This is a genomic window from Amycolatopsis stemonae (genome assembly GCF_054781455.1).
This window is the reverse complement of record NZ_BAAGUJ010000004.1, coordinates 39800-60908: the sequence shown is the minus strand read 5'-3', so window position 1 is coordinate 60908 and position 21109 is coordinate 39800. Positions and strand designations below refer to the sequence as shown.

Below are 21109 nucleotides of genomic sequence, written 5' to 3'. Positions count from 1 at the left end.
GGGTGCGCTCAGCGCCCGTTCCGCTCCGCGTCGCGGAAGCAGTCCCAGGCGCGGCTGACCAGCGCCGGGTGGGTGCGCAGGTCGATCGCGGTGCGGGCCAGCGCCGCCGCCGAAGCCAGCATCGCCGCCCGCCCGCGCGGGCTCGCCGCCGCCTCGGCGAACTCCGGGGTGTGGTCCGAGTACTCCTCCGCCGCGATCGCCACGAACGGGTGGATCGCCGGGACGCGGACGCTGACGTCGCCGATGTCCGACGAACCCGGGAACACCCCGGGCTCGGGCGGGGTCGCGTGGATACCGCACGCCGCCAGGTGTTCGGTGAAGCGCTCGGACAGCACCGGGTTGTCCCGGAAGTGCGCGTGGCCGCGGCCGAGGCGTTCGACGTCGGCCTTCGCGCCCGTCGCCAGCGCCGTGCCCTGCGCGGCCGTCGTCACGTCCTCGACCAGGCGGTCCAGCGCGCCGGTCGTGAGCGCGCGCAGCCCGAACCGGCCTTCGGCCCGGTGCGGGACGATGTTCGTCGCCTCGCCGCCCTCGGTGATGATGCCCTGGACGTGCGAGCCGAGCGGCAGCCGCTGGCGCAGGGCCGAGAGCGCGCCGAACAGCTGGATCAGCGCGGCGAGCGCGTCGATGCCGGCCTCAGGATCGCCCGTCGGATGGGCCGCGCGACCGTGGAAGGTCACCTTGACCTCCACGTGCGCGGTCAGCGGCGCCCAGGACCAGGAGTGGACACCGGGGTGGACCACCAGGGCCGCGTCGACGTCGTCGAACACGCCGGCCTCGGCCAGCGCCACCTTGCCGCCGCCGCGCTCCTCGGCCGGGGTGCCCAGGGCGAGCAGCGATCCCGGGCTGTCCCCCAGGACGTCCTTCGCGGCGAGAGCGGCGCCGAGCCCGGCCGCGGCGATGAGGTTGTGGCCGCACGCGTGCCCCAGGCCGGGCAGGGCGTCGTACTCGAGCAGCAGTGCGACGCTCGGCCGTCCGCTGCCCGCCCGGGCGGCGAACGCGGTGGGCAACCCGGCGATCCCGGTCTCCACCTCGAAACCGTCCGCCGCCAGCTCGCTCGTCAGGCGTTCGGCGGCCGCGTGTTCCGCATAGGACAGCTCCGGCCGCTCGTGCAGCGCGGTGGCGACGGCCCACAGCCGGTCGTCCAGGTGCCGGATCCGTTCGTCGGCGCGCTCGTGCAGCTCTTCGTGCCACTCCATGCGTACCGGCATACCCTGTCCGGCCACCGTCACGCCACCGAGGGCGGGTTTGCGCGCCGAGCGGTCCGGGTATTTCCGGGGCTCCCGAACCCCCAGGAGTGCCCCGGTGAACCCAGACGTGCTGACCTTCGGCGTCGAAGAGGAGTTCTTCGTCGTCGACCGGCGTGGTCACCTGTCGCAGGCAGGCGACGACGTCGTCGACGCCGCGGAAGCGGCCGTCGACGTGCAGGGCGAGCTGCAGCACGAGCTGAACCTGTCACAGGCCGAGACCGCCACCGGCGTCCGCCGCACGCACGGGGAAGCGGTGCGCCAGCTGAGCGGGCTGCGCGAGAACCTCGCCCGCGCCGCCCGCGCCCGCGGCTACCGGCTGCTGCCCGCCGGCGCGGCCCCGCTGTCCGAAGTGGACCCGCCGCGCATCACGCCGAACCCGCGCTACGAGCGGATGGCCGAGCACTTCGGGGCCACCGCGTGGACTTCGCTCACCTGCGGCTGCCACGTGCACGTCGCGATCCCCGACCGGGAGAGCGGGATCCGGGTGCTGGGCCACGTCCGCCCGTGGCTGCCCGTCCTGCTCGCCGTCACCGCGAACTCCGCGATCTGCGACGGCTACGACACCGGCTACGCCAGCTGGCGCTACCACCAGTGGAGCCGGTGGCCCTCGGCCGGGCCGCCGCCGCGGTTCGCCTCCCTCGACGAGTACGAGAGCGTCGTGGACGGCTGGCTGCGCGCGGGGGCGATCCTGGACCGCGGGATGATCTACTGGGACGTCCGGCTGTCGGAGAAGCAGCCCACTCTCGAGTTCCGCTGCTCCGACGTCGCCGCGACGCCGTCGGAAGCGGTGTTGCTCGGTGTGCTGGCGCGCGGCCTCGTCGCGACCGCGCTGGCCGACGACGCGCCCGCGCCGGAGCTGTCGAACGAAGTGCTGCGCGGCCGCCTGTGGCGGGCGTCGCGCGAGGGCGTCACGGGCTCCTGCCCGCATCCGCGAACGGGTGACCCGCAGCCGGCCAAGGCGGTGCTCGACGACCTGGTCGCGCTCACCGCGCCCGCGCTGGAAGCCGCGGGAGACCTGGACTTCGCTCGCGAGGGGATCGCCCGGCTGGTCGCCGAAGGCGGTGGCGCCGACCGGCAGCGACGCGCCTTCGCGGTCGAGAACCGGGCGGAGACCGTCGTCGACCTCCTGGCCGGCGAGGGTTAGGCCGTCGTGAAGGGTTCGGCGCCCAGGCGGTCGAGCACGGCGAACGCCCGCCGCACGGCGCGTGAGGCGCCGGGATCGACGACCAGGTGGACACCCGCGTCGTCGGCCAGCAGCTGCGCCCGTTGCAGGGCGCGCAGGCCCGCCGCGCCGAGGAACGCGACCCCGCCCAGGTCCACCCGCACGGCCGCGGGCCGCGTGAGCACCTGGGCGCACACCGTGTCCTGCAGGCGTGCGGCGGTGCAGCCGTCGATTTCGCCGGCGACCTCGACGACGACCGCGTCGGAACTGCGCCACCGGACCTCGCTCCGCAGGTCGGCGGGCGCGCGCGGCGAGGGCATGTGATGGGCCGGGGCCAGAACCGCTGCCCCCGGCTGGGGGTAAGCCGTCATGCCCAGGGAACTACCCCGGTCGCCCCGACGGCCAAACACCGCCTGGCCAGACGCGGGTTCAGGCCGCCGTCGGGCTCTCCTCCATCATCAGGAGCGCCCCCTGGCTCTCCCCGTTGGCCCCTCGCAGCGCGCTGCACTGCAGGTGGACCACCGTCGCCCGGCCACGGCGGTTGATCGCCTCCAGCACGATCTCCGAGTGGTACGTGGCGTCCGAGAGCGCGTCACGCACCGCCGGGCGCAGCTCCGTGAGGGGCAGGCCGATGTCCAGGTTGAGCAGGTGCGTCCCTTCGGCCTCTTCGCGGCGGACGCCCCACAGGTCCTCCGCGCCGCGGTTCCAGGCCTTGACGCGCATCTCGCGGTCGACGACCACGATGCCGGCCCGGACCGAAGTCAGCACCGACTCGAGGAACTCGTTGACCTCGTCGAGGTCGAGGCTGCGCTCGCGCAGCGCGTCGTTGATCGTCTGGAGCTCGTCGTTCGTCGACTGGAGCTCCTCGTTCATCGTCTCCAGCTCTTCGTTGGTGGACTGGAGCTCTTCGTTGGTCGTCTCCAGTTCCTCCACCGTCGACTGGAGCTCTTCGTTGGTGGTCTCCAGCTCTTCGTTCGTCGACTGGAGCTCTTCGTAGGCCGACTCGAGCTGGCGGTTCGTGTGCTCCAGCTCGGTCAGCAGCTGCCGCGCCCAGCTCACGTCGTGGAACACCACGGACACGCCGAGGAGCTTCTTCTCCTTGCCCACCAACGGGTTGACGTGCACCTCGTACCAGACGGTCTCCCCCGCCCGGCGCCATTCGACGTCCTTGATCCGCAGCGACCGCCGCTCCAGGCGCGCCTGCTCGACGTACGCGCGCAACGCCACCGGGCGGTACGACACGTCGAGGTCGCGCAGCGGCCGGCCGATGTCGCGTTCGGACAGTCCGAACGCGACCTCCGCCTGCGAGTTGATCAGCGCGGTGACCTCTTCCTCGGTCACGACTATCTGGGCCACCGGGCTCGCCGAGAAGGCGTGCTCGCGCAGCTCGTCGAGCCCGGAGATGTCGTGGGTACGCCGCTGCGGGAAGCCCGGCGACACGAAGTGGTTGTAGCTGACCGGCGCGTTGACGGCCTTGCGGAACACGCGGCGCTTGAGGTCGAGCGGCTCGAAGATCCGGGCGTGGGAAAGGAGCATCTCCGCCTTGCCGAGGAAGAGCATGCCCTTGGGCGCCAGCGCGAAGTGGAACCGCTCGAGGATCTTCGTCTGCGTCTCGGCGTTGAAGTACATCAGCGTGTTGCGGCAGACCAGCAGGTCGATGCGCGAGATCGGCGCGTCCTGCACGAGGTCGTTGCGGCCGAAGATCACCGAGCGGCGCAGGTCCTTCCGGAAGCAGTACCGGCTGCCCTGCAGCTCGAAGTACTGCTCCAGCTGTCCTTCGCTGAGCCCCTCGACCTCGGCCGGGGTGTAGGCCGCGTGCCGGGCCTGGACCAGGGCCTCGTCGTCGACGTCGGTGGCGTAGATCTTGACCCGCTGGCGGAACGCGTCGATGCCGATGGTGTCGGCGAAGAGCATCGCGAGGCTGTAGGCCTCCTGGCCGCCCGCGCAGCCGGCGCTCCACACCCGGATCGGCTCCTCGGGGCTGCGCTCGGCCAGCAGGGCGGGCAGCACGTGCTCACGCAGGTACTCCCAGGCCTCGGGGTCGCGGAAGAACCCGGTGACGTTGATCAGGATCGTGTTGAACAGCGACACGAACTCCTCGGAGTTCACCTGCAGCTGGTCGATGTACTCCGTGTAGCTGTCGATGCCGATCTGGCTCATCCGCCGGCGAACGCGCCGCATCAGGCTGCTGCGCTTGTAGCCGGTGAAGTCGAAGCCCCGCGACTCCTTCAGGTAGGCCAGCACCGACTCGAATTCGCCGTTGGGTTCCTTGGGCTCGGTCACGGTCGGACACGCTACCTGCCGTCGCGCCCGCCGGTTCCGACGGCACGCCTGGTGAGCACGGCCCAGACGATCTTGCCGTCCGACCACGAGCGGCTGCAGCCCCAGACCTTGGCGACCTGGGCGACCATGCGGAGGCCGAGGCCCGGTTCGAGGGCGCCGAGCCGCTCGCGCAGGACGGCCGGGCGCGGGTCGTCGTCGGTCACCGCGACGCTCAGGAGGCCACGCCGCAGTTCGAGGCGCAACCGCGGCACCGAGTCGGTGTGCCGGATCGCGTTCTCGACGAGCTCCGTGGCGACGAGCAGCGCGTCGTCGGCGAACTCCGGGACCCGCCACTCGGCGCACACCCGCCGCACGAAGTCCCGGGCCAGTGCCGAGGAGTTCGCCGACCGGGCGAGCAGCTGCGCGGCCCGGCGGCGCGGGGGCCGGGCGAGCCGGCCTTCGGCGGTCTCGCGGTCGTCGTGCACCGGGACGAACTTGTCGACGGTCCGCGCCGCGAACATCGCCCGGTGGTCGGACTGGCCCGTGACCACGGTGAAGGGGATGCCCGGCCAGTCCCCGATCCGCATGGCGACCAGGGAGAACAAGCTGACCAGCGCCGGGTCGCGGATGGCCAGCCCGTCGATGTCCGCGATGAGCCCGTCCGGCGCCTCCGCGGCGATCTTCAGCAGGCCGTCGCGCAGCTCGGGGTAGGACTCCAGGTCGAGGACGCCGGTGACCAGGGCGGTCGTCGCCGCGGCCCGGTACTGGGGCTCCAGGTGGACCTGACCGGCCGCGGTGCTCACGGCGAAGCCTCCGCCACCGGTCGGTCAGCCGGCAGGGAGAGCAGGAACTTGCGCAGCGTCTCCGCGGCCGCGGCGCACTCCTCGGCCGACCGCGCGTACCGGTCCTCGAGCAGCCCGCGGTTGCGGCGCTTCGACTCCGCTCGCAGGCGCTTGGCCAGCGCGGCCTTCTCGTCGAGCGAGCGCAGCGCGGTCCACAGGGCCCGCTGGAACTCGATGTCGTGGGCCCCCAGCAGGGCCTCCGCCGACCACGCGTGCCCGATCCGGCAGCGGAACTGGTCGGCCGCGTCGACCTCCATCAGCGCCCCGTGGCAGTCCGGGCAGGTGAAGCCGGAGGCCGGGAGCCCGGCGCCGGGGACGACGGCCCCGAGCCGCACGTCGTCCCGCGCGATCCGGTCTTCCAGCAGCAGCGCGGCGGACGGCTGCGGCACGTCCCCCACCTCCACCGGCGTCCGGACGAGCTTGTCCAGGGCCGGGCCGATCTCGTGCGCCGGCAGGACGTACTCCGCGTCGACCGCGGCCAGCGCCTTCTGCGGCATGCCCGCGTACAGCGCGTCGGCCGGGTCCTGCACCACGGCCTGCCCGCACCGGTCGACGATCGAGCGCAGTCCCTGCGACCCGTCGTCGAGGGTGCCCGACAGGATCACGCCGATCGCCTTCGGCCCGGCCGTCACGGCGGCGGAGCGGAAGGTGGCGTTGATCGCCGGCCGGTGCCCGTTTTCGGTGGGGCCGTGGGTGAGCACGACCGCGCCGTCGTCGGTCAGGAGGTGGTGGTCCGGCGGCCCGACGTGGATGACGCCCGGCCGCAGCCGCGCGCCGTGGGTGGCGGGCCGGGCGGGCAGCGGGCCGGCGCGGTCGAGGATCAGGGGGAGCGCGCTGCGGGCGCCCGGGGAGAGGTGCATGACGACGAGGACGGCCGCGGGGAAGTCCGCCGGGAGTGACCGGGCCAGCGCTCGGAGGGCCTCGACCCCGCCTGCCGACGCGCCGACGACCACGACGTCCCGCCGGAATGCGGGCACGGTCACCACCTCCGCCTACCAAGGTAGTCCTCAAGTCCGCACCTCGGGTAGCCCACCCGTGGCGGGCTGAAACCCGATGGTTACCCGGAAGCGAACCCGAACGGCAGGGCATCGACGCGGGCGCGGTTCTTCTGCACCATTTCCTGCTCGGCGTGGGCAGCGACCAACTGCACGGCTCGAAACCGTCGCTGTCCCCTTCCCGGCAATCTGGTAATGCCCCTTCCGCGGCCGGCGGCCCGGATCCTGGCCCCAGCCGAGGCGCACCACGATCTCGTGGCCGGCGCCCCCACGAATTCGACCAGCTCGGCGTGCGACGGCGAATGTCCCGTTGTCGTACCCGGTCCGGGGCCGGTGTGGTCCACTGTGGACCCGCCACCGTGAATCCCGAGCTGTGTGGGATTGAACGTCACCCGGGCGGGGAAACCCGGGAACACAGGCGGCCAGATCGCGGCTAGGAGGCACGGTGAGTGAGCGTCGATCCACCCGGACGTGTACTGGCCCGCCGACGCGGTCGTCCGGGAACCTGAATGCGATGAATCCCGAAGCCTCCCCCGTCCGCTGGCGCGCGTCGATCGGCCTCGCCGTCGGCGGCGACGGCCCGGTGTCGAGCATCGTCGAGTCCGACCACGTCAGCGAGGGCTCCGCCCGCGAGTGGGTCGAACGGAAGCTGCCGCGCACCCGCTTCCCGGCGTGGATCCCGGCGGCGCGGCAGGCCGCGGGGGTCGAACTGTTCGGCGAAGTGGCCTGCGGCCGCGTCCTGACGGACCGGCTGCTGCCGACCTGGGAGTCCGAGGGCACGACGGTGTGGCACGCGGATCGCGCCGGCGACCGGGTGCACTGGCGCCGCTGCGCGGCCGGGCCCGACGAACGCTAGGCCGTCAGCCGACGTCCGTGCGCAGCAGGCAGAACTCGTTGCCCTCCGGGTCCTGCAGCACTTCCCACGACTCGGTGCCGTCCTGGCCGACGTCCGCCGGCCGCGCACCGAGGGCCAGCAGGCGAGCCAGCTCCGTTTCCTGGTCGGTTCCCGCCGGGCTCACATCCAGGTGCAGGGGCAGCTTGCCGTGGCGCGGGTCGCCGCTACGGGCCAGGATCAGCGTCGGCGGCCCTTCGCCGAAGGGCGTGCCGGGCGGGCCCAGCGCGAGACCGTCCGGTTCGGGGCCGATGACCTCGTAGCCGAGCACGGCGCACCAGAACTCCGCGAGCCGCTGCGGGTCCCGGCACTCCAGCACGAGCTCGGTGATCCGGCAGGCCATCCCTCAGCTCCGTTCGGGGTCCGGCGACGTTCGAGATCGGCCACGATACAAGGAATGCGCGGCCCGCGACCGGGTATCCGGCCTTCGAGCCGAACCACAGGAGGAAGCCGTGACCGAGGTCAGCCGCGTCATCGACGTACCGCCCGACGCCCTGTTCGACGTGCTGGCCGACGGCTGGCTCTACGCCGGCTGGGTGGTCGGCAGCTCGCACATCCGCGACGTCGACGACGACTGGCCCGCGGTGGGCGCGCGGATCCACCACAGCGTGGGGCCGTGGCCGCTGCACATCCAGGACGAGACGGTGGTGACGGCGGCCGAGCCCGGCGTCTCCCTCTCGCTGGAGGCCCACGGCTGGCCCCTGGGCGCGGCGGCGGTGGGGCTGACGCTGGTCCCGCACGGCGAGGGCCGGACGCTGGTCCGGATGACCGAGCACGTCGTCAGCGGCCCGGCCAAAGTCCTGCCGGCGGCTCTGCAGGCCCTGGTGATCAAGCCCCGCAACACGGAGTCCCTGGCCCGCCTGGCCGACCTGGCGACGGGCAAGTACGCCCGCGCCCGCCACGGCCACCCCCGCCCCGGACCCGGCGCGGGACGTGCTCAGCCGTAGATCGCGCGGTGGGCCGCGCGGATGACCGCCGCGTAGCCGCCGCCCAGCGCGCCCGCCCGGGCCAGGGCCGCGCGGGCCGCGTTGGCCCCCGGGCCGCCGTGGACCGCGCCGCCCGGGTGGGCCGAGGCGCCGGCCAGGAACAGCCGGTCGACCGGGGTGTCCGACCGGCCCGTGCCCGGCACCGGGCGGAAGAACAGCTGCTGGTGGATCGCCGTCGTGCCGCCGTTGATCGCGCCGCCGACCAGGCCCGGGTTGTGGCCCGCCAGCTCGACGGGCCCCTGGACGTACCGGGCCTTGATCAGGCCGCCGAACCCGGGCGCGTTCGCCTCGACGACCTCCTCGATCCGCTTCGCCCGCCGCTCCAGCGCCGCCCGGCTCTCCATCGTGCCGCGCGGGACGTGCGTGTACGCCCACGCCGACTCCGTGCCCGCGGGCGAGCGGTCCGGGTCGGTCGTCGTCATCTGGCCGAACAGCAGGAACGGCTTCCGCGGCGTCCGGCCGCGGGTCAGCTCGCCGCCGAACGCCGCGAGGCCGTCCAGGTCCGTGCCGAGGTGGACGGTGCCCGCGCCGCGGGCGCCTTCGGCCGTCCACGGCACCGGGCCGGACAGCGCCCAGTCCACTTTCACCGTCGCGCTGTCCCACTCGAACCGGCCGAGGTCCTCGACCAGCCGCGAAGGCAGCCATTCCGTGCCGACCAGCTCGGTGTACAGCACCGGCGCCGGCACGTCGGCGAGCACGGCCTTGCGCGCCCGCACCGGGTCGCCCGAGCCGTCGCGCACCCCCAGCGCCCGCCCGCCGGCGACGAGCACCTCGCGCACCGGACGTCCACAGTGGACTTTCCCGCCGCGCGACTCCAGGCGCCGCACCAGCGCCGTGATCAGCTCGCCCGCGCCGCCCGCCGGCACCGGGAAACCCTTGTCCTGCCCGATCATCGCGAGCAGCCAGCCGAACACCGCGCTGCCCGCGTTGTCCACCGAAAGGTCACTGTGCGCGGCGTTCCCGGCCACCAGCAGCTTCGCGCCCTCGCCGGTGAACACCTCATCGGCGAACCGGCGCGCTGGCAGCGTCAGCATCCGGGCCAGGCGCAGCGCGTCGGGCGTCCCGGTGCGGCGCAGCAGCTTCAGGGCCGGGCGCACCGGCGGGAACGGCGTGAACAGCGCGTCCAGCAACGGATCGCGCAGCTCCTGCCACTGCTCGGCCAGCCGCCGCCACGCATCACCGTCGCCGGGGGCGAACTCGTCGACCGACGCCGCCGTCCGGTCGAGGTCACGCGACAGCACCGCACACCGGTCGTCCGGCAGCACGTGCGCGAGGACGTCGGGCGCGTGCCGCCAGCGCAGGCCGTGCTCTTCCAGCCGCAGGCCCCGCAGCACCGGTGACACCGCCGTCATCGGGTAGAAGGCGCTGAACAGGTCGTTGCGGAAGCCCGGCTCGGTGACCTCGGCGGTGCGCACCGCGCCACCCGGGTGGTCGGTCGCCTCCAGCACGAGCACGGACCAGCCCGCGTCGGCCAGGAGGTTCGCCGCCACCAGTCCGTTGTGGCCGGCGCCGATCACGACCGCGTCGGCGGCTTCCGTACTCACTCGGGCCTCCTGGGGCTCAGGATCGTCAGCCTTGCGACTGGTGGCTCGGCCCGACCCGCGCGAGCGAGCGGAGCCGGGACAGCACCCCGTCGCGGCGCGGCGGGGCCAGGGGCGGGCTCGCCGCCCCCGCGCCCGCCCGGAGCCCGTCGACCAGCTCGGCGAGCGCGGACGCGGCGTCGTACCGAGGTTGCCAGCCCAGCGCGGTCTCCGCCAGCGTCGCGTCCACGAGCGCCGCCCGGTCGGCGAGCTCGAGCCAGCCGGGGTGCACCGGCAGCGCACCGGCCCACCAGGCCGCCCGGGCCGTGACCTGCACCAACGGCTTCGGCACCGGGACGCGCACGCCGCCGAGCACCTCGGCGAGCGCGTGGGCGTCGAGCACGCCCGGCGCGGCGAGGTTGACCGGCCCGCGGTGCCCGGCGTCGAGGATCAGCCGGATCGCGTCGGCGACGTCGGCGGTGTGCACGGCCTGCGCGCGCAGGTCCGTCCACAGCGGAAGCGGCAGCGCCCGGCCGCCGACCAGGCGCGCGGGAACGGCCGGGCCGAGGAGCCAGCGCGCGAACTCGCCGGCCGCGCGGCGGTGCAGGATCGCGCACGGCCGCAGCCGGGCCACCCGGACTTCGGGGTGGCGCTCCCCGAACCGGTCGAGCAGCGTCTCGAGCGCGGCCTTGCCGCGGCTGTAGGCGCTGTGCGGGATCCCGGTGCACGGCCGGGCTTCGGGCACCGGCACCCAGCGCGGCGCCGGGCCGTACGCGGCCGCGGACGACACGACGACCGGGGGCACCACGCCGGCGGCCGCGACCGCGGACAGGACGTGCCGGGTGCCGTGGTCGTTGGTGCGCCACATGGGCGGGTCACCGCGCTCCGGCGAGATGGCCCACGCGAGGTGGACGACGGCGTCGGCGTCTTCGAACAGCCGCGTCAGTTCCGCCTGGGCGCCCGGCACGCCGATGTCGACGGCCCGCCAGCCCGCCCGGCGGTACGGCTCGGCCGTGGTGTCGGGCAGCCGCCGAGCGAGGCCGACGACGTCGTGTTCGGGGTCGAGGGCGGCCAGCAGCGCCGTTCCGACGTTGCCGGTGGCCCCGGTGATCACGATCCGCACCCGCCACGCTTACCCCGTGCCGCGAAGCCGAAACCCGGGCCAGGTCGCGCGGGTTCGCCGGAGGTCACCGGCAGCCCGGCCCGCGGTGTCCGTTGTGGACGGACAGCGGAACCGGCGCCGGCGGTCACGACCTCCCTCAGGCGGCGGGCTGCAGCAGGATCTTCTGGGCGCCCTCCAGCTTCTTCTGGAACATTTCGTACGCGCGGGGCGCGTCGGCCAGCGGGAGCTTGTGCGTGGCGAAGCCCTCGACGCCGAGCGGGTCGCCGTCGGCGGTGAGCACCGGCATGATGTCGTCGATCCAGCGCCGGACGTTGGCCTGCCCCATCCGCAGCTGCACCTGCTTGTCGAACAGTTCCATCATCGGGATCGGGTCGACCATGCCGCCGTACACGCCGGACAGGGAGATCGTGCCGCCGCGGCGGACGGCGTCGATGGCCGCGTACAGCACGCTCAAGCGGTCGATCCCGGCCTTCTCGGTGATCTTCGCGGCGATCGGCTGCGGGAGCAGGGTGACGAGGTCGTGCGCGAGCTTGCCGACCGGCGCGCCGTGGGCCTCCATGCCGACGGCGTCGATCACCGAGTCCGCGCCGCGGCCGCTCGTCAGCTGCCGGACAGCGTCGCCGATGTCCTTGTGGTCACGGGTGTCGAGCGCGGTGACGCCGTGCTCGCGGGCCCGCGCGAGCCGCTCGGGCACCAGGTCGACCCCGATGACGTTCGCGCCGCGGTGCCGCGCGATCCGGCAGCTCATCTGCCCGATCGGGCCGAGGCCGAACACGACGACCGTGCCGTCCCGGGGGATGTCGGCGTACTCGACGGCCTGCCACGCCGTGGGCACGACGTCGGAGAGGTAGACGAACCGCTCGTCCGGCGGCCCCTCGGGGACCTTGATCGGACCGTACTGCGCCTGCGGGACGCGCAGGTATTCGGCCTGGCCACCCGGGACCTGGCCGTACAGCTTGGTGTAGCCGAGCAGGGCCGCGCCCTTGCCCTGGTCCTTCACCTGGGTGGTCTCGCACTGCGACTGCAGGCCGCGTTCGCACATCCAGCAATGGCCGCAGGAAATGTTGAAGGGGATGACGACGCGGTCGCCGGGTTTGAGGCCGCTGACCGCGTCGCCCACCTCCTCGACGACGCCCATCGGCTCGTGCCCGAGGATGTCGCCTTCGGTCATGAACGCGCCCAGGACCTCGTACAGGTGAAGATCGGAGCCGCAGATCCCGGTGGAGGTGACGCGGATGACCGCGTCGGTGGACTCCTCGATCTTCGGATCCGGCACCTCGTCGACGCGGACGTCGCGCTTGCCGTGCCAGGTCACTGCCTTCATGGCTCTCCTTTCCGCGGGCGGGACTGGCTCACCGGCTTCCCGCGGGCCGGCCCGTTTAACCGGCGATCTCCGGGAAACCCGGGCCGTTCAACCCATCGACGGAGGCCGACATGACCCTGCGCGTTCTCGCGCTCGTCTGCACGCTCAAGCCGTCGCCGGCGAGGTCCAGCAGCGACCTCATCGCACGCCAGCTCCTCGACCTGTTCGCCGAGCGGGGCGCCACCGGCGAGCTGGTGCGGGTGGTCGACTTCGACGTCCGGCCGGGCGTCGAGGCCGATCTGGGCGACGGCGACGAATGGCCCGGGATCCGGCGGAAGATCGCCGACGCGGACGTTCTGCTGGTCGCCACCCCGACGTGGGTGGGTCACCTGTCCAGCGTCGCGCAGCGGGTGCTCGAACGGCTGGACGCGGAACTGTCCGAAACGGACGCCGAGGGCCGGCCGGCGATGGTCGGCAAGGTCGCGGTGGCCGCCGTGGTCGGCAACGAGGACGGCGCCCACAAGATCGTCGCGGACCTCTTCCAGGCGCTCAACGACACCGGCTTCACGGTGCCCGCGCAGGGTGGCACGTACTGGAACGGCGAAGCCATGAAGGGCGGCGACTACCAGGACCTCGCCGAGACGCCCGAAGCCGTGGTGTCGACGAACGCGACCCTGGTGCGCAACGCCGTCCACCTCGCGGACCTGCTGCGGGCACGGCAGTACCCGGCCGCCTAGCTGCCCGGCTGCGCGCTCCCGGTGTTTAGTCCCCGGTGGAGGTGGTAGCCGATCTGTTCACCCCCAGTCCAGGGGCCCGCGTCGTGGCTGCAGGGACCGGCGCGGGTCCCGGCCACGGGCCGGACGGCGGATCCCCCAGCCCGCCGTCCGGCCCGTTCCATTCCCCCGTTTCCCACCCGGTGCGCCGGGTATCCGGGCACGAACGGGCAAAGGAGGCACCGATGACCACCGTGATCCGCCCGGTCGTCGCCGTGATCGGGCTGTGCTACCTCGCGCTGGGCATCGCGGGCTGGCTGACACCGGAGACGGCGGCCGTCGGCCACGCGACGACCCACGTGGTGTGGCTGTTCAGCGTGAGCGTCCTCCTGAACCTCGTCCACACGCTGGTCGGCGTGCTCGGGCTCCTCGCCGCGACCCGGCGCACCGGCTCGATCATCTACTGCTGGCTGATCTTCGTCGGGTTCCTCGGCATGACCGCCTACGGCGTCCTGGCCACGGCGTTCGGCCCACCGGAGGACCCGATCAACCTGAACTGGGCCGACAACTGCCTGCACGGGCTGACCGCCGTGGCCGGGCTGGTGCTCGGGATCGCCGCCACCCGCGCGGCCACGCGAGCCGCTACGTGATCGAGGAGGTTCCGATGCACCGCGAAAGCGACAGTCATTCACCGCGCGAAGACGACGAGCTGAAGGCCGAGCTCCGCGGCACCCTGCAGGGCAACGGCCCGTCCCGCGCCGAGGAGTGGCGCGACCCCGAGGGCCCGGCCGACGACGACCCGGACGTCCCGCCGGTGGGTGGTGGAGCGTGACGGCATCGAGGGAACGGGTCGCCGTGCACTACCGCTTGCACGCGGAGTTCGCCGTGAAGTCCGCTCGCCTGCGCCGCGTCCTGGGTCCGCGCAGCGGGCTCGACCTGGACGCCGGCGGGCTGCGCGTGCGGCTCGGGCCGTGGGTGGTCACGACCCCTCTGAGCAACATCGCCGGTGCCGAGGTGAGCGGGCCGTTCAGCCCGCTGCGTGGCCTCGGCGTCCGGCTGTCCCTGGCCGATCGAGGCCTGACGTTCGGCACCACGACCGACCGCGGCGTGTGCCTGCGGTTCCACGAGCCGGTCCGCGGGCTCGACCCCTGGGGGCTGGTCCGCCACCCCGGGTTGACCGTGACGGTTTCGGAGCCCGAACTGGTCGCCGAGGCGATCGACCGGGCGGTGGTGTCGCGATGAGGATCCTGGCCGTGGCCGTCGACTGCCGGCAACCGGACCTGCTCGCCGAGTTCTGGGCGAAGGCGCTCAGGACCCCGGGCAGGACCCGCACCTGGACCGACTCCCGCGGCCTGACCTACCGCCAGCTCGACTTCGCCGGCGGACCCGCGCTGCTCTTCCAGCCCGTGCCCGAAGACAAGTCCGTGAAGAACCGGCTGCACCTCGACCTCGCCCCGGCGGAGGGCGACCAGCGCGCCGAGGTGGAACGCCTGGTGATGCTGGGCGCGAAGGTCCTCGAGGACCCGCCCGACGACCCGTGGGTCGTGCTCGCCGACCCGGAGGGCAACGAGTTCTGCGTGCTTCCGCCGCGGTGACTCAGGCTTGGCCTTCCGGCAGGCAGACGGTGTCGCCCGCGCAGGCCGTGAGGCGTTCGTCGAAGCCGTCGGACGCGCCGGGGCTGCGGAAGTCCGGCGGGTCCGGCCGGCCGGGGTAGCCGTTCGAGTAGAGGCCGTCCACGAACGCCACGACCTTGTCCGGCGCGGGCAGCACGTCTTCGCCGAGGTAGGCCAGGATGACCACGTCCTCGCCGCTCGCCGACTCCACCGCGGCGGCCCAGCCGTCGCGTTCGTCCCACAGGAGCGCGACTTCGTGGTCAGGGAAGCGCGCGAGCCGTCGTTCCAGCGCGATGTACGCCGTGGCCGGCGCGTCGACTTCGCAGAACCACGCGGGCGCGTCGAGCTTGCCCGCGACAGCCAGCATGTACTGCCGCAGCCCGCGCGCCGCGGCGCCGAGCCCGTCCCGTTCGATCATCTCGCGCCTGCCCATCCCCGTCGGTGCCCCGCCGGGTGATACCCCGGCACCCGACGGGTCAACCGGGGCCGTCCCCCGGATGGAGCAGCAGGTCACGGCCGGTTCGCCGGGGGTCACCGGGCGAGCAGGTCCAGGACGTCTTCGTCACTCGTCTGACGGAAATCCCCGTACCACTGGCCGACCGCGCGGAACTCCGGCGGCTCGGTGACGCACACGACGTCGTCGGCCTCGTGCAGCAGTTCCGCCGCCGCGGCCGGGGCGCCCACGGGGGCGGCGAACACGAGGGTCCGCGGGTGGCCGGCCCGCAGGTCGCGCAGGGCCGCGGTCGCGGTGACGCCGGTGGCGAGCCCGTCGTCGACGAGGAGGACGTCGCGATCGGCGAGGACGGCGTCCGGCCGGCCCGCCCGGTAGCGCTCGAGCCGGCGGCGGGCCTCCGCGCGCTCACGCTCCTCCGCCCGGCCCATCCGGCCTGCCGTCAGCTTCAGGGCGCGCAGGCTCGCTTCGTCGTAGATGGCGGGGCCGTCCGCGGTCACCGCGCCGACGCCGAACTCGCGCCGCCCGGGGGCGCCGATCTTGCGCGCGACCGCAACGTCCAGTTCGGCCCCGAGCCGCCGGGCGACGACGGCGGCCACCGGCACCCCGCCGCGGGCGAGTCCGAGCACGAGCGGGGCGACCCAGGTGCGCCGCCCCAGCTCGTCGGCGAGCCTGCGACCACCGTCTTCGCGGTCGGCGAAGACCCGCGAAACTCCCTGCCGGCCGGCCATGTCCGCTCCCTCCGCGCCGTTCGCCGCTCGGGTAAGTCTGCGCCGGATCCGGCGGAACGTCGCCCGTCGAGATCCGCCGTGAACCGCGGTTACCGCGGGAATTCCTGTCCGAAACCTGTCCCGCCAAAGGACTGGACCAATAATATTAGCTCGGAAAAATGGAGGTATCGCCCCTTCAGCGTGGAAGGCAGCTGTGCGATGAACCTCCTCGTTCCCCTGCTCACGGTCGTCCTGGCGGCCACCCCCACTCCGAGTCCGTCCCCGAGCCCTGCCGCCGCGCCACTGGCGGCGATCTGCGACAAGTACTGCGACGCAAGGGATCCCGCCCTCTCCCCCGGCGATCGCGAAGGTGCCACGGCCGGCGTCAGCGGACGACGGCTCTCCCTGCACCTCGACGACGGCGACGACATGGGCTGGGCGGCGATCACCGGCGGCGCGCCGGGTGACCACGTCTGGCTGGACCGCTCGTTCGACGCCGGGCGCACCTGGGCGTCGGGCAGCAAGCTCGGCGACACCGCGACGCCGTCGGGGCAGACCGGCTGGCGGACCCTGATGTACAACGTCGACGACTGGAACAACCGGGGCGTCGGTCTGCTGCGCGCCTGCGGTCAGCCCGCCGGTTCGGCCACGATCGCCTGCACCGGCTGGGCCCGCACGACCTGGAACGCCTGGGACCGCCGCACCGCGGCCGCCACGGCGCTGATGGAGCGGTACAACCAGGGCACCGGCCTGTTCGACACCACCGGCTGGTGGAACTCGGCGAACGCCCTGACCGCGATCGTCGACAACGCCCGGATCAGCGGCATGGGCAGCTACCGGTACGCGATCGACACGACGTACACGAAGAACCTCGCCGCCCAGGGCGGGAACTTCCGCAACGACTACCTCGACGACACCGGCTGGTGGGGCCTGGCGTGGGTCGGCGCGTACGACCTGACCGGCGACAGCCGCTACCTGACCACGGCCCGCGCGGACGCCGACCACATGTACGCGTACTGGGACGGCGTCTGCGGCGGCGGGATCTGGTGGAGCACGAGCCGCACCTACAAGAACGCGATCCCGAACTCGCTCTACATCCAGCTGAACGCCGCCCTGCACAACCGCATCGCGGGCGACACGGCGTACCTCGCCCGGGCGCGCGCGGGCTGGACCTGGTTCGCCGGCAGCGGGATGATCAACGGCTCGAACCTGGTCAACGACGGACTGAACTCCTCGACGTGCGCCAACAACGGCCAGACGACGTGGACGTACAACCAAGGCGTGCCGCTGGCGGCGCTGACCGAGCTGTACCGCGCGACGAACGACGCGAGCCTGCTGACGAAGGCCCGCACGATGGCGAACGCGTCGACGACGAGCGGAACGCTGAACCCCGGCGGCATCCTCCGCGACCCGGGCGAGTCGGCGGGCGGCGGCGGTGCCGACGGCCCGACGTTCAAGGGCGTGTACGTCCGGGACCTGGCGGTGCTGAACGCGGCCCTCTCGGACCACCCGTACACGGGTTACCTGCAGCGCCAGGCGAACTCGGCGTATGCGAACGACCGGAACAGCGCGGAGGCGTACGGCCTGCTGTGGGCGGGCCCGTTCGACCAGGCCGACGCGGCCCGCCAGCAGACCGCGCTGGACCTGATGAACGCGGCCCCCTGACCGAGCCGTCGTGAGTGGTCAGGGCGGTTGGAACGCCCTGACCACTCACGACGAGCCGCGGCAGAACTCAGAGGGTCTTCTCCAGGCGGCTCGCCAGCAGCTTGATGAAGCGGGCCGGGTCGCCCAGCTCGCCGCCTTCGGCGAGCAGGGCCATCCCGTAGAGCAGTTCGGCCGTCTCGGCGAGCCCGGCGTCGTCCGGGCGCGCCGCGTGGGCCTCGCGCAGGCCGGTGACCAGCGCGTGCTCCGGGTTCAGCTCGAGGATGCGCTTGATCGGCGGCAGCTCCTGCCCCATCGCGCGGTACATCTTCTCGAGCGTCGGGGTCAGGTCGTGGGTGTCCCCGACGATGCACGCCGGCGACGTCGTCAGCCGCGACGAGAGCCGGACCTCCTTGACGTCCTCGCCCAGCGCCGTGCCCATCCAGCCCAGCAGGCCTTCGAAGTCCTTCTTCTGCTGCTCACGCGCGACCTCGGTGGCCTTCTTGTCCTCGTCCGACTCGAGGTCGACCTGGCCCTTGGCGATCGACTGGAACTGCTTCCCCTCGAAGCCCGGCACCGCGTCGACCCACATCTCGTCGATCGGGTCGGTCAGCACCAGCACCTCGTAGCCCTTGGCCCGGAACGCCTCCATGTGCGGGGAGTTCTCGATGGCCGAGCGCGACTCGCCGGTCATGAAGTAGATGTGCTCCTGGCCGTCCTTCATCCGCTCGACGTACTCGCGCAGCGAAGTCGGCTTCTCCGCGTCGTACGTCGAGGAGAACGACGAGATCTCCAGGATGGCTTCGCGGTTCTCGAAGTCGTCGAGCAGGCCTTCCTTGACCGCGCGGCCGAACTCGCGCCAGAACGTCGCGTACTTCTCGGCGTCGGCGGTCATCATCGACTTCACCGTCGAGAGGACCTTCTTCACCAGGCGACGGCGGATCAGCTGGATCTGCCTGTCCTGCTGCAGGATCTCGCGCGAGACGTTCAGCGAGAGGTCCTGGGCGTCGACGACGCCCTTGACGAACCGCAGGTACTCCGGCACCAGCGATTCGCAGTCGTCCATGATGAAGACGCGCTTGACGTACAGCTGCACGCCGCGCTTGCGCTCCCGCAGGAACAGGTCCATCGGGGCCTGCGACGGCAGGAACAGCAGGGCCTGGTACTCGAACGTCCCCTCGGCGTTGAGCCGGATCGTCTCCAGGGGGTTCTGCCAGTCGTGGCTGACGTGCTTGTAGAACTCGTGGTACTCGTCCTCGGTGACCTCGCTCGACGAGCGCGCCCAGAGCGCCTTCATCGAGTTGACCGTCTCGGGCTCGGCGTCTTCGCCTTCGCCCTTCATCCGGATGGGCCAGGTGATGAAGTCGGAGTACTTCTTGACGATCTCCCGGATCTTCGCCGGGGACGTGTAGTCGTAGAGGTGGTCCTCGGCGTCTTCCGGCTTGAGGTGCAGGGTCACCGTGGTGCCCTGCGGCGCGTCTTCGACCTCCTGGATCGTGTACGTGCCTTCGCCGGTCGACTCCCAGCGGACGCCTTCGGCGGTGCCGGCCTTCCGGGTCACGAGGGTGACCTTGTCGGCGACCATGAAGCTCGAGTAGAAGCCGACGCCGAACTGGCCGATGAGGTCCTGCGACGCCGCCGCGTCCTTGGCTTCCTTCAGCTTGGTCAGGAACTCCGCGGTGCCGGACTTGGCGATCGTGCCGATGAGGGCGACGACGTCCTCGCGGCTCATGCCGATGCCGTTGTCCCGGACCGTGAGGGTCCGCTCGGCCGGGTCCGTTTCGAGCGTGATGTGCAGATCGGTGGTGTCCGCGCCGAGGTCCTTGTCGCGGTACGACTCCAGCCGGAGCTTGTCGAGGGCGTCGGAGGCGTTGGACACGAGCTCCCGCAGGAAGGTGTCCTTGTTCGAGTAGATCGAATGGATCATCAGCTGCAGCAGCTGACGCGCTTCCGACTGGAACTCCAGCGTCTCGATCGGGGTGGTCACTTCCGTTCCTTTCGGTGCAACGGCCGAGGTGGACCGATCCTACCGACGGGGTCCGACAACCCCGGCCGTCACCCGGTCGCGCACTTTATGAACGCAATCTGGCAGGCCCGGTCGAGCGGGGTGATGCTGGCCACGCCCCGCTGCCGATCAAGGAGGATCGAGTGCCCGGACGCCTTCCCCGGTGGGCCGCCGCGTTCGCCGCGGCCTGTGCCCTGACCACCGCCTTCGCCGCTCCCGCCGCCGCGGCGGGCGTCGTCGACCACCCCGTCCGCACCACCGGCTGCGGCCGCGCCGCGCCGGTCCCGGCCGGGGTGACGACCACCCGGCACGTCGTCTCGGGCGGCCTCGACCGCGAGTACACCGTGCACCTGCCGGCGCACTACGACCCGCGGCGGGCGTACCCGCTGCTGCTGTCGTTCCACGGCCACAAGCGCACGTCCCAGTACCAGGAGGAGCTGTCCGGCTTCTCGGCGCTGGACGCGATCTCCGTCTACCCGCAGGGCCTGGTCGGCACCGACGGCGAGACGGCGTGGACCGGCGCGCCCTATTCGGCGTCGGCCGACGACGTGCTGTTCACCAGCGACCTGCTCACCTCGCTGCAGCGCACGCTGTGCGTCGACGTCGACCGCATCTTCGCGGCCGGGAAGTCCAACGGCGGCGGGTTCGTCGGCGTATTGGCCTGCCGCCTGGCCGGCCGGATCGCGGCGTTCGCCCCGGTGTCGGGCGCGTTCTACCCGCAGGGCGGCGCCTGCGCTCCGAGCCGGGACGTCCCGGTTCTCGACTTCCACGGCACCGCCGACACGACGATCCCCTACACCGGCAACCCGGCCAAGGGGCTGCCCGCCATCCCCGACTGGCTCGCCGCGTGGTCCACAAGGGACGGTTGCTTCCCGAAGCCCGTGACGTGGACGCCGGTTTCCGGTGTGCTCGCCCAGAAGTGGCTCGGCTGCGACCACCACGGCGCCCTCGAGCACTACCGCGTCGAAGGGGCCGGGCACGTCTGGCCCAGCACGCAGCCGAACAACGACTCGGCCACCCCGGCCGTCATCGACGCGACCCCGGTGATCTGGCGGTTCTTCCGCGCGCATCCGCTGCGCTGAAACACGATTGACGCACCGCTTTCCTCTCGGCGACGATTTTCGCCGAGAGGAAAGAAGGTGGGTTGTGAAGGTACTCGTCCTGAACGCCGGTTACGAGCCGCTGCAGACCGTGTCGGTTCCGCACGCGATCCGGATGCTCGTGCGGCACGTCGCCGAGATCCACGAGGCCGAGGACGGTCTCGCCTACGGCCTGTTCCCGCGCCCGAAGATCGTGCGGTTGCTGCGTTATGTCGTCATGAAGTGGCGATATACGCAGCCGCCGCGCTGGTCCCGCCGCGGGGTGCTGACCCGCGACGGCCACCGCTGCGCGTACTGCGGCCGCCGCGCGACGACGATCGACCACGTGACGCCGCTGAGCCGCGGTGGCGCGCGGACGTCGTGGCTCAACACGGTCGCCGCGTGCGGTGGCACGTCCCGCAGCTGCAACGCCCGCAAGGCGGACAAGCTCCCGGCCGAGGCCGGGATGACGCTGCGGTTCACGCCGTACGTGCCGACGTGGGACCAGCTGCACGCGCCCGCCGCGTGACGCGCGGCCTGCCCCCGGGCAGGCCGCGCCCGTCGG

Annotated in this window: 23 protein-coding genes; 11 read left to right on the top strand and 12 right to left on the bottom strand. The window is 72.6% G+C overall.

The window, feature by feature from the left end; all coding sequences use genetic code 11:
* Positions 1-8 precede the first annotated feature (8 nt).
* Positions 9-1196: an amidohydrolase gene (locus ACYVLJ_RS16115; protein ID WP_451979892.1), complete on the bottom strand. Its 1188-nt coding sequence runs from the start codon at positions 1194-1196 to the stop codon at positions 9-11.
* A gap of 106 nt (positions 1197-1302) precedes the next feature.
* Here ACYVLJ_RS16115 and ACYVLJ_RS16110 point away from each other — a divergent pair, with 106 nt between their 5' ends.
* Positions 1303-2391, top strand: a complete 1089-nt coding sequence (locus tag ACYVLJ_RS16110) for a carboxylate-amine ligase (RefSeq protein WP_460439188.1) — start codon at positions 1303-1305, stop codon at positions 2389-2391.
* On the opposite strand, the gene ACYVLJ_RS16105 is transcribed toward ACYVLJ_RS16110, so the two are convergent.
* The 4 genes from ACYVLJ_RS16105 to ACYVLJ_RS16090 are packed head-to-tail and all read right to left on the bottom strand — an operon-like array spanning position 2388 to position 6490.
* Positions 2388-2780 (bottom strand): STAS domain-containing protein, encoded by a 393-nt coding sequence (locus ACYVLJ_RS16105; RefSeq protein ID WP_460439187.1) that lies wholly within the window; start codon positions 2778-2780, stop codon positions 2388-2390. The genes ACYVLJ_RS16110 and ACYVLJ_RS16105 overlap by 4 nt on opposite strands.
* Before the next feature lie 58 nt (positions 2781-2838).
* Positions 2839-4692, bottom strand: a complete 1854-nt coding sequence (locus ACYVLJ_RS16100; protein ID WP_451979886.1) for a CheR family methyltransferase — start codon at positions 4690-4692, stop codon at positions 2839-2841.
* Positions 4693-4703: 11 nt separating this feature from the next.
* Positions 4704-5474 (bottom strand): ATP-binding protein, encoded by a 771-nt coding sequence (locus ACYVLJ_RS16095; RefSeq protein ID WP_460439186.1) that lies wholly within the window; start codon positions 5472-5474, stop codon positions 4704-4706.
* Positions 5471-6490 carry a chemotaxis protein CheB gene (locus ACYVLJ_RS16090; protein ID WP_460439185.1) on the bottom strand — a complete coding sequence of 340 codons (1020 nt, stop codon included), beginning with the start codon at positions 6488-6490 and terminating at the stop codon, positions 5471-5473. Before ACYVLJ_RS16090 ends, ACYVLJ_RS16095 begins: the two co-directional genes overlap by 4 nt.
* Positions 6491-7022: 532 nt before the next feature.
* Here ACYVLJ_RS16090 and ACYVLJ_RS16085 point away from each other — a divergent pair.
* A complete protein-coding gene (locus ACYVLJ_RS16085; RefSeq protein ID WP_451979877.1) occupies positions 7023-7364 on the top strand; it encodes a hypothetical protein in 342 nt (113 codons plus the stop codon).
* Positions 7365-7368: 4 nt separating this feature from the next.
* Here ACYVLJ_RS16085 and ACYVLJ_RS16080 read toward each other — a convergent pair whose 3' ends face one another.
* A complete protein-coding gene (locus ACYVLJ_RS16080) occupies positions 7369-7743 on the bottom strand; it encodes a VOC family protein (protein WP_460439184.1) in 375 nt (124 codons plus the stop codon).
* 109 nt (positions 7744-7852) lie between these two features.
* On the opposite strand from ACYVLJ_RS16080, the gene ACYVLJ_RS16075 reads away from it, so the two are divergent.
* Positions 7853-8347: an SRPBCC family protein gene (locus tag ACYVLJ_RS16075; protein WP_460439183.1), complete on the top strand. Its 495-nt coding sequence runs from the start codon at positions 7853-7855 to the stop codon at positions 8345-8347.
* Here ACYVLJ_RS16075 and ACYVLJ_RS16070 read toward each other — a convergent pair.
* The 3 genes from ACYVLJ_RS16070 to ACYVLJ_RS16060 all read right to left on the bottom strand — a co-directional run bounded on the left by ACYVLJ_RS16070 (position 8338) and on the right by ACYVLJ_RS16060 (position 12353).
* Positions 8338-9930: a phytoene desaturase family protein gene (locus ACYVLJ_RS16070; RefSeq protein ID WP_460439182.1), complete on the bottom strand. Its 1593-nt coding sequence runs from the start codon at positions 9928-9930 to the stop codon at positions 8338-8340. The genes ACYVLJ_RS16075 and ACYVLJ_RS16070 overlap by 10 nt on opposite strands.
* A 25-nt stretch (positions 9931-9955) precedes the next feature.
* Positions 9956-11029 carry a Rossmann-fold NAD(P)-binding domain-containing protein gene (locus tag ACYVLJ_RS16065; RefSeq protein ID WP_460439181.1) on the bottom strand — a complete coding sequence of 358 codons (1074 nt, stop codon included), beginning with the start codon at positions 11027-11029 and terminating at the stop codon, positions 9956-9958.
* Between the two features lie 136 nt (positions 11030-11165).
* Complete coding sequence (locus ACYVLJ_RS16060; RefSeq protein ID WP_460439180.1) at positions 11166-12353, bottom strand: zinc-dependent alcohol dehydrogenase; 1188 nt, start codon at positions 12351-12353, stop codon at positions 11166-11168.
* A gap of 110 nt (positions 12354-12463) precedes the next feature.
* On the opposite strand from ACYVLJ_RS16060, the gene ACYVLJ_RS16055 reads away from it, so the two are divergent.
* The 5 genes from ACYVLJ_RS16055 to ACYVLJ_RS16035 all read left to right on the top strand — a co-directional run bounded on the left by ACYVLJ_RS16055 (position 12464) and on the right by ACYVLJ_RS16035 (position 14640).
* On the top strand, positions 12464-13069 hold the full coding sequence (locus ACYVLJ_RS16055; RefSeq protein ID WP_460439179.1) for a flavodoxin family protein: 606 nt from the start codon (positions 12464-12466) through the stop codon (positions 13067-13069).
* 221 nt (positions 13070-13290) lie between these two features.
* Complete coding sequence (locus ACYVLJ_RS16050) at positions 13291-13695, top strand: DUF4383 domain-containing protein (RefSeq protein WP_451979857.1); 405 nt, start codon at positions 13291-13293, stop codon at positions 13693-13695.
* A gap of 14 nt (positions 13696-13709) precedes the next feature.
* Positions 13710-13877 carry a hypothetical protein gene (locus ACYVLJ_RS16045; RefSeq protein ID WP_451979854.1) on the top strand — a complete coding sequence of 56 codons (168 nt, stop codon included), beginning with the start codon at positions 13710-13712 and terminating at the stop codon, positions 13875-13877.
* Positions 13874-14287 (top strand): hypothetical protein, encoded by a 414-nt coding sequence (locus ACYVLJ_RS16040; RefSeq protein ID WP_460439178.1) that lies wholly within the window; start codon positions 13874-13876, stop codon positions 14285-14287. The genes ACYVLJ_RS16045 and ACYVLJ_RS16040 overlap by 4 nt, the downstream gene beginning before the upstream one ends.
* Positions 14284-14640, top strand: coding sequence for a VOC family protein (locus ACYVLJ_RS16035; protein WP_460439177.1), 357 nt, complete (start codon positions 14284-14286; stop codon positions 14638-14640). The genes ACYVLJ_RS16040 and ACYVLJ_RS16035 overlap by 4 nt, the downstream gene beginning before the upstream one ends.
* 1 nt (position 14641) lies before the next feature.
* Here the strand turns inward: ACYVLJ_RS16035 and ACYVLJ_RS16030 are convergent, their stop codons facing one another.
* Positions 14642-15076, bottom strand: a complete 435-nt coding sequence (locus tag ACYVLJ_RS16030) for a DUF6292 family protein (RefSeq protein ID WP_460439176.1) — start codon at positions 15074-15076, stop codon at positions 14642-14644.
* Positions 15077-15189: 113 nt separating this feature from the next.
* Entirely contained in the window at positions 15190-15840 is a 651-nt protein-coding gene (locus ACYVLJ_RS16025; RefSeq protein WP_460439175.1) for a phosphoribosyltransferase, read from the bottom strand.
* 198 nt (positions 15841-16038) lie between these two features.
* Here ACYVLJ_RS16025 and ACYVLJ_RS16020 point away from each other — a divergent pair, with 198 nt between their 5' ends.
* Positions 16039-17484 (top strand): glycoside hydrolase family 76 protein, encoded by a 1446-nt coding sequence (locus ACYVLJ_RS16020; protein ID WP_460439174.1) that lies wholly within the window; start codon positions 16039-16041, stop codon positions 17482-17484.
* Positions 17485-17551: 67 nt separating this feature from the next.
* Here the strand turns inward: ACYVLJ_RS16020 and htpG are convergent, their stop codons facing one another.
* Positions 17552-19447: an Hsp90 family chaperone protein gene (htpG, locus tag ACYVLJ_RS16015; protein ID WP_460439173.1), complete on the bottom strand. Its 1896-nt coding sequence runs from the start codon at positions 19445-19447 to the stop codon at positions 17552-17554.
* Between the two features lie 161 nt (positions 19448-19608).
* Between htpG and ACYVLJ_RS16010 the strand changes: the two genes are divergently transcribed.
* Both ACYVLJ_RS16010 and ACYVLJ_RS16005 read left to right on the top strand, forming a co-directional pair.
* Entirely contained in the window at positions 19609-20547 is a 939-nt protein-coding gene (locus tag ACYVLJ_RS16010) for a CE1 family esterase (protein ID WP_460439172.1), read from the top strand.
* A 64-nt stretch (positions 20548-20611) separates the two neighbouring features.
* Positions 20612-21073, top strand: coding sequence for an HNH endonuclease (locus ACYVLJ_RS16005; protein WP_460439171.1), 462 nt, complete (start codon positions 20612-20614; stop codon positions 21071-21073).
* Positions 21074-21109 lie beyond the last annotated feature (36 nt).

What these genes read in the sequence shown, in the direction of transcription:
- ACYVLJ_RS16115 (WP_451979892.1), bottom strand. Translation starts at nt 1,196, where the DNA reads ATGGAGTGGCACGAAGAGCTGCACGAGCGCGCCGACGAACGGATCCGG.
- ACYVLJ_RS16105 (WP_460439187.1), bottom strand. Translation starts at nt 2,780, where the DNA reads ATGACGGCTTACCCCCAGCCGGGGGCAGCGGTTCTGGCCCCGGCCCAT.
- ACYVLJ_RS16085 (WP_451979877.1), top strand. Translation starts at nt 7,023, where the DNA reads ATGAATCCCGAAGCCTCCCCCGTCCGCTGGCGCGCGTCGATCGGCCTC.
- ACYVLJ_RS16080 (WP_460439184.1), bottom strand. Translation starts at nt 7,743, where the DNA reads ATGGCCTGCCGGATCACCGAGCTCGTGCTGGAGTGCCGGGACCCGCAG.
- ACYVLJ_RS16060 (WP_460439180.1), bottom strand. Translation starts at nt 12,353, where the DNA reads ATGAAGGCAGTGACCTGGCACGGCAAGCGCGACGTCCGCGTCGACGAG.
- ACYVLJ_RS16055 (WP_460439179.1), top strand. Translation starts at nt 12,464, where the DNA reads ATGACCCTGCGCGTTCTCGCGCTCGTCTGCACGCTCAAGCCGTCGCCG.
- ACYVLJ_RS16050 (WP_451979857.1), top strand. Translation starts at nt 13,291, where the DNA reads ATGACCACCGTGATCCGCCCGGTCGTCGCCGTGATCGGGCTGTGCTAC.
- ACYVLJ_RS16045 (WP_451979854.1), top strand. Translation starts at nt 13,710, where the DNA reads ATGCACCGCGAAAGCGACAGTCATTCACCGCGCGAAGACGACGAGCTG.
- ACYVLJ_RS16035 (WP_460439177.1), top strand. Translation starts at nt 14,284, where the DNA reads ATGAGGATCCTGGCCGTGGCCGTCGACTGCCGGCAACCGGACCTGCTC.
- ACYVLJ_RS16030 (WP_460439176.1), bottom strand. Translation starts at nt 15,076, where the DNA reads ATGATCGAACGGGACGGGCTCGGCGCCGCGGCGCGCGGGCTGCGGCAG.
- ACYVLJ_RS16025 (WP_460439175.1), bottom strand. Translation starts at nt 15,840, where the DNA reads ATGGCCGGCCGGCAGGGAGTTTCGCGGGTCTTCGCCGACCGCGAAGAC.
- ACYVLJ_RS16020 (WP_460439174.1), top strand. Translation starts at nt 16,039, where the DNA reads ATGAACCTCCTCGTTCCCCTGCTCACGGTCGTCCTGGCGGCCACCCCC.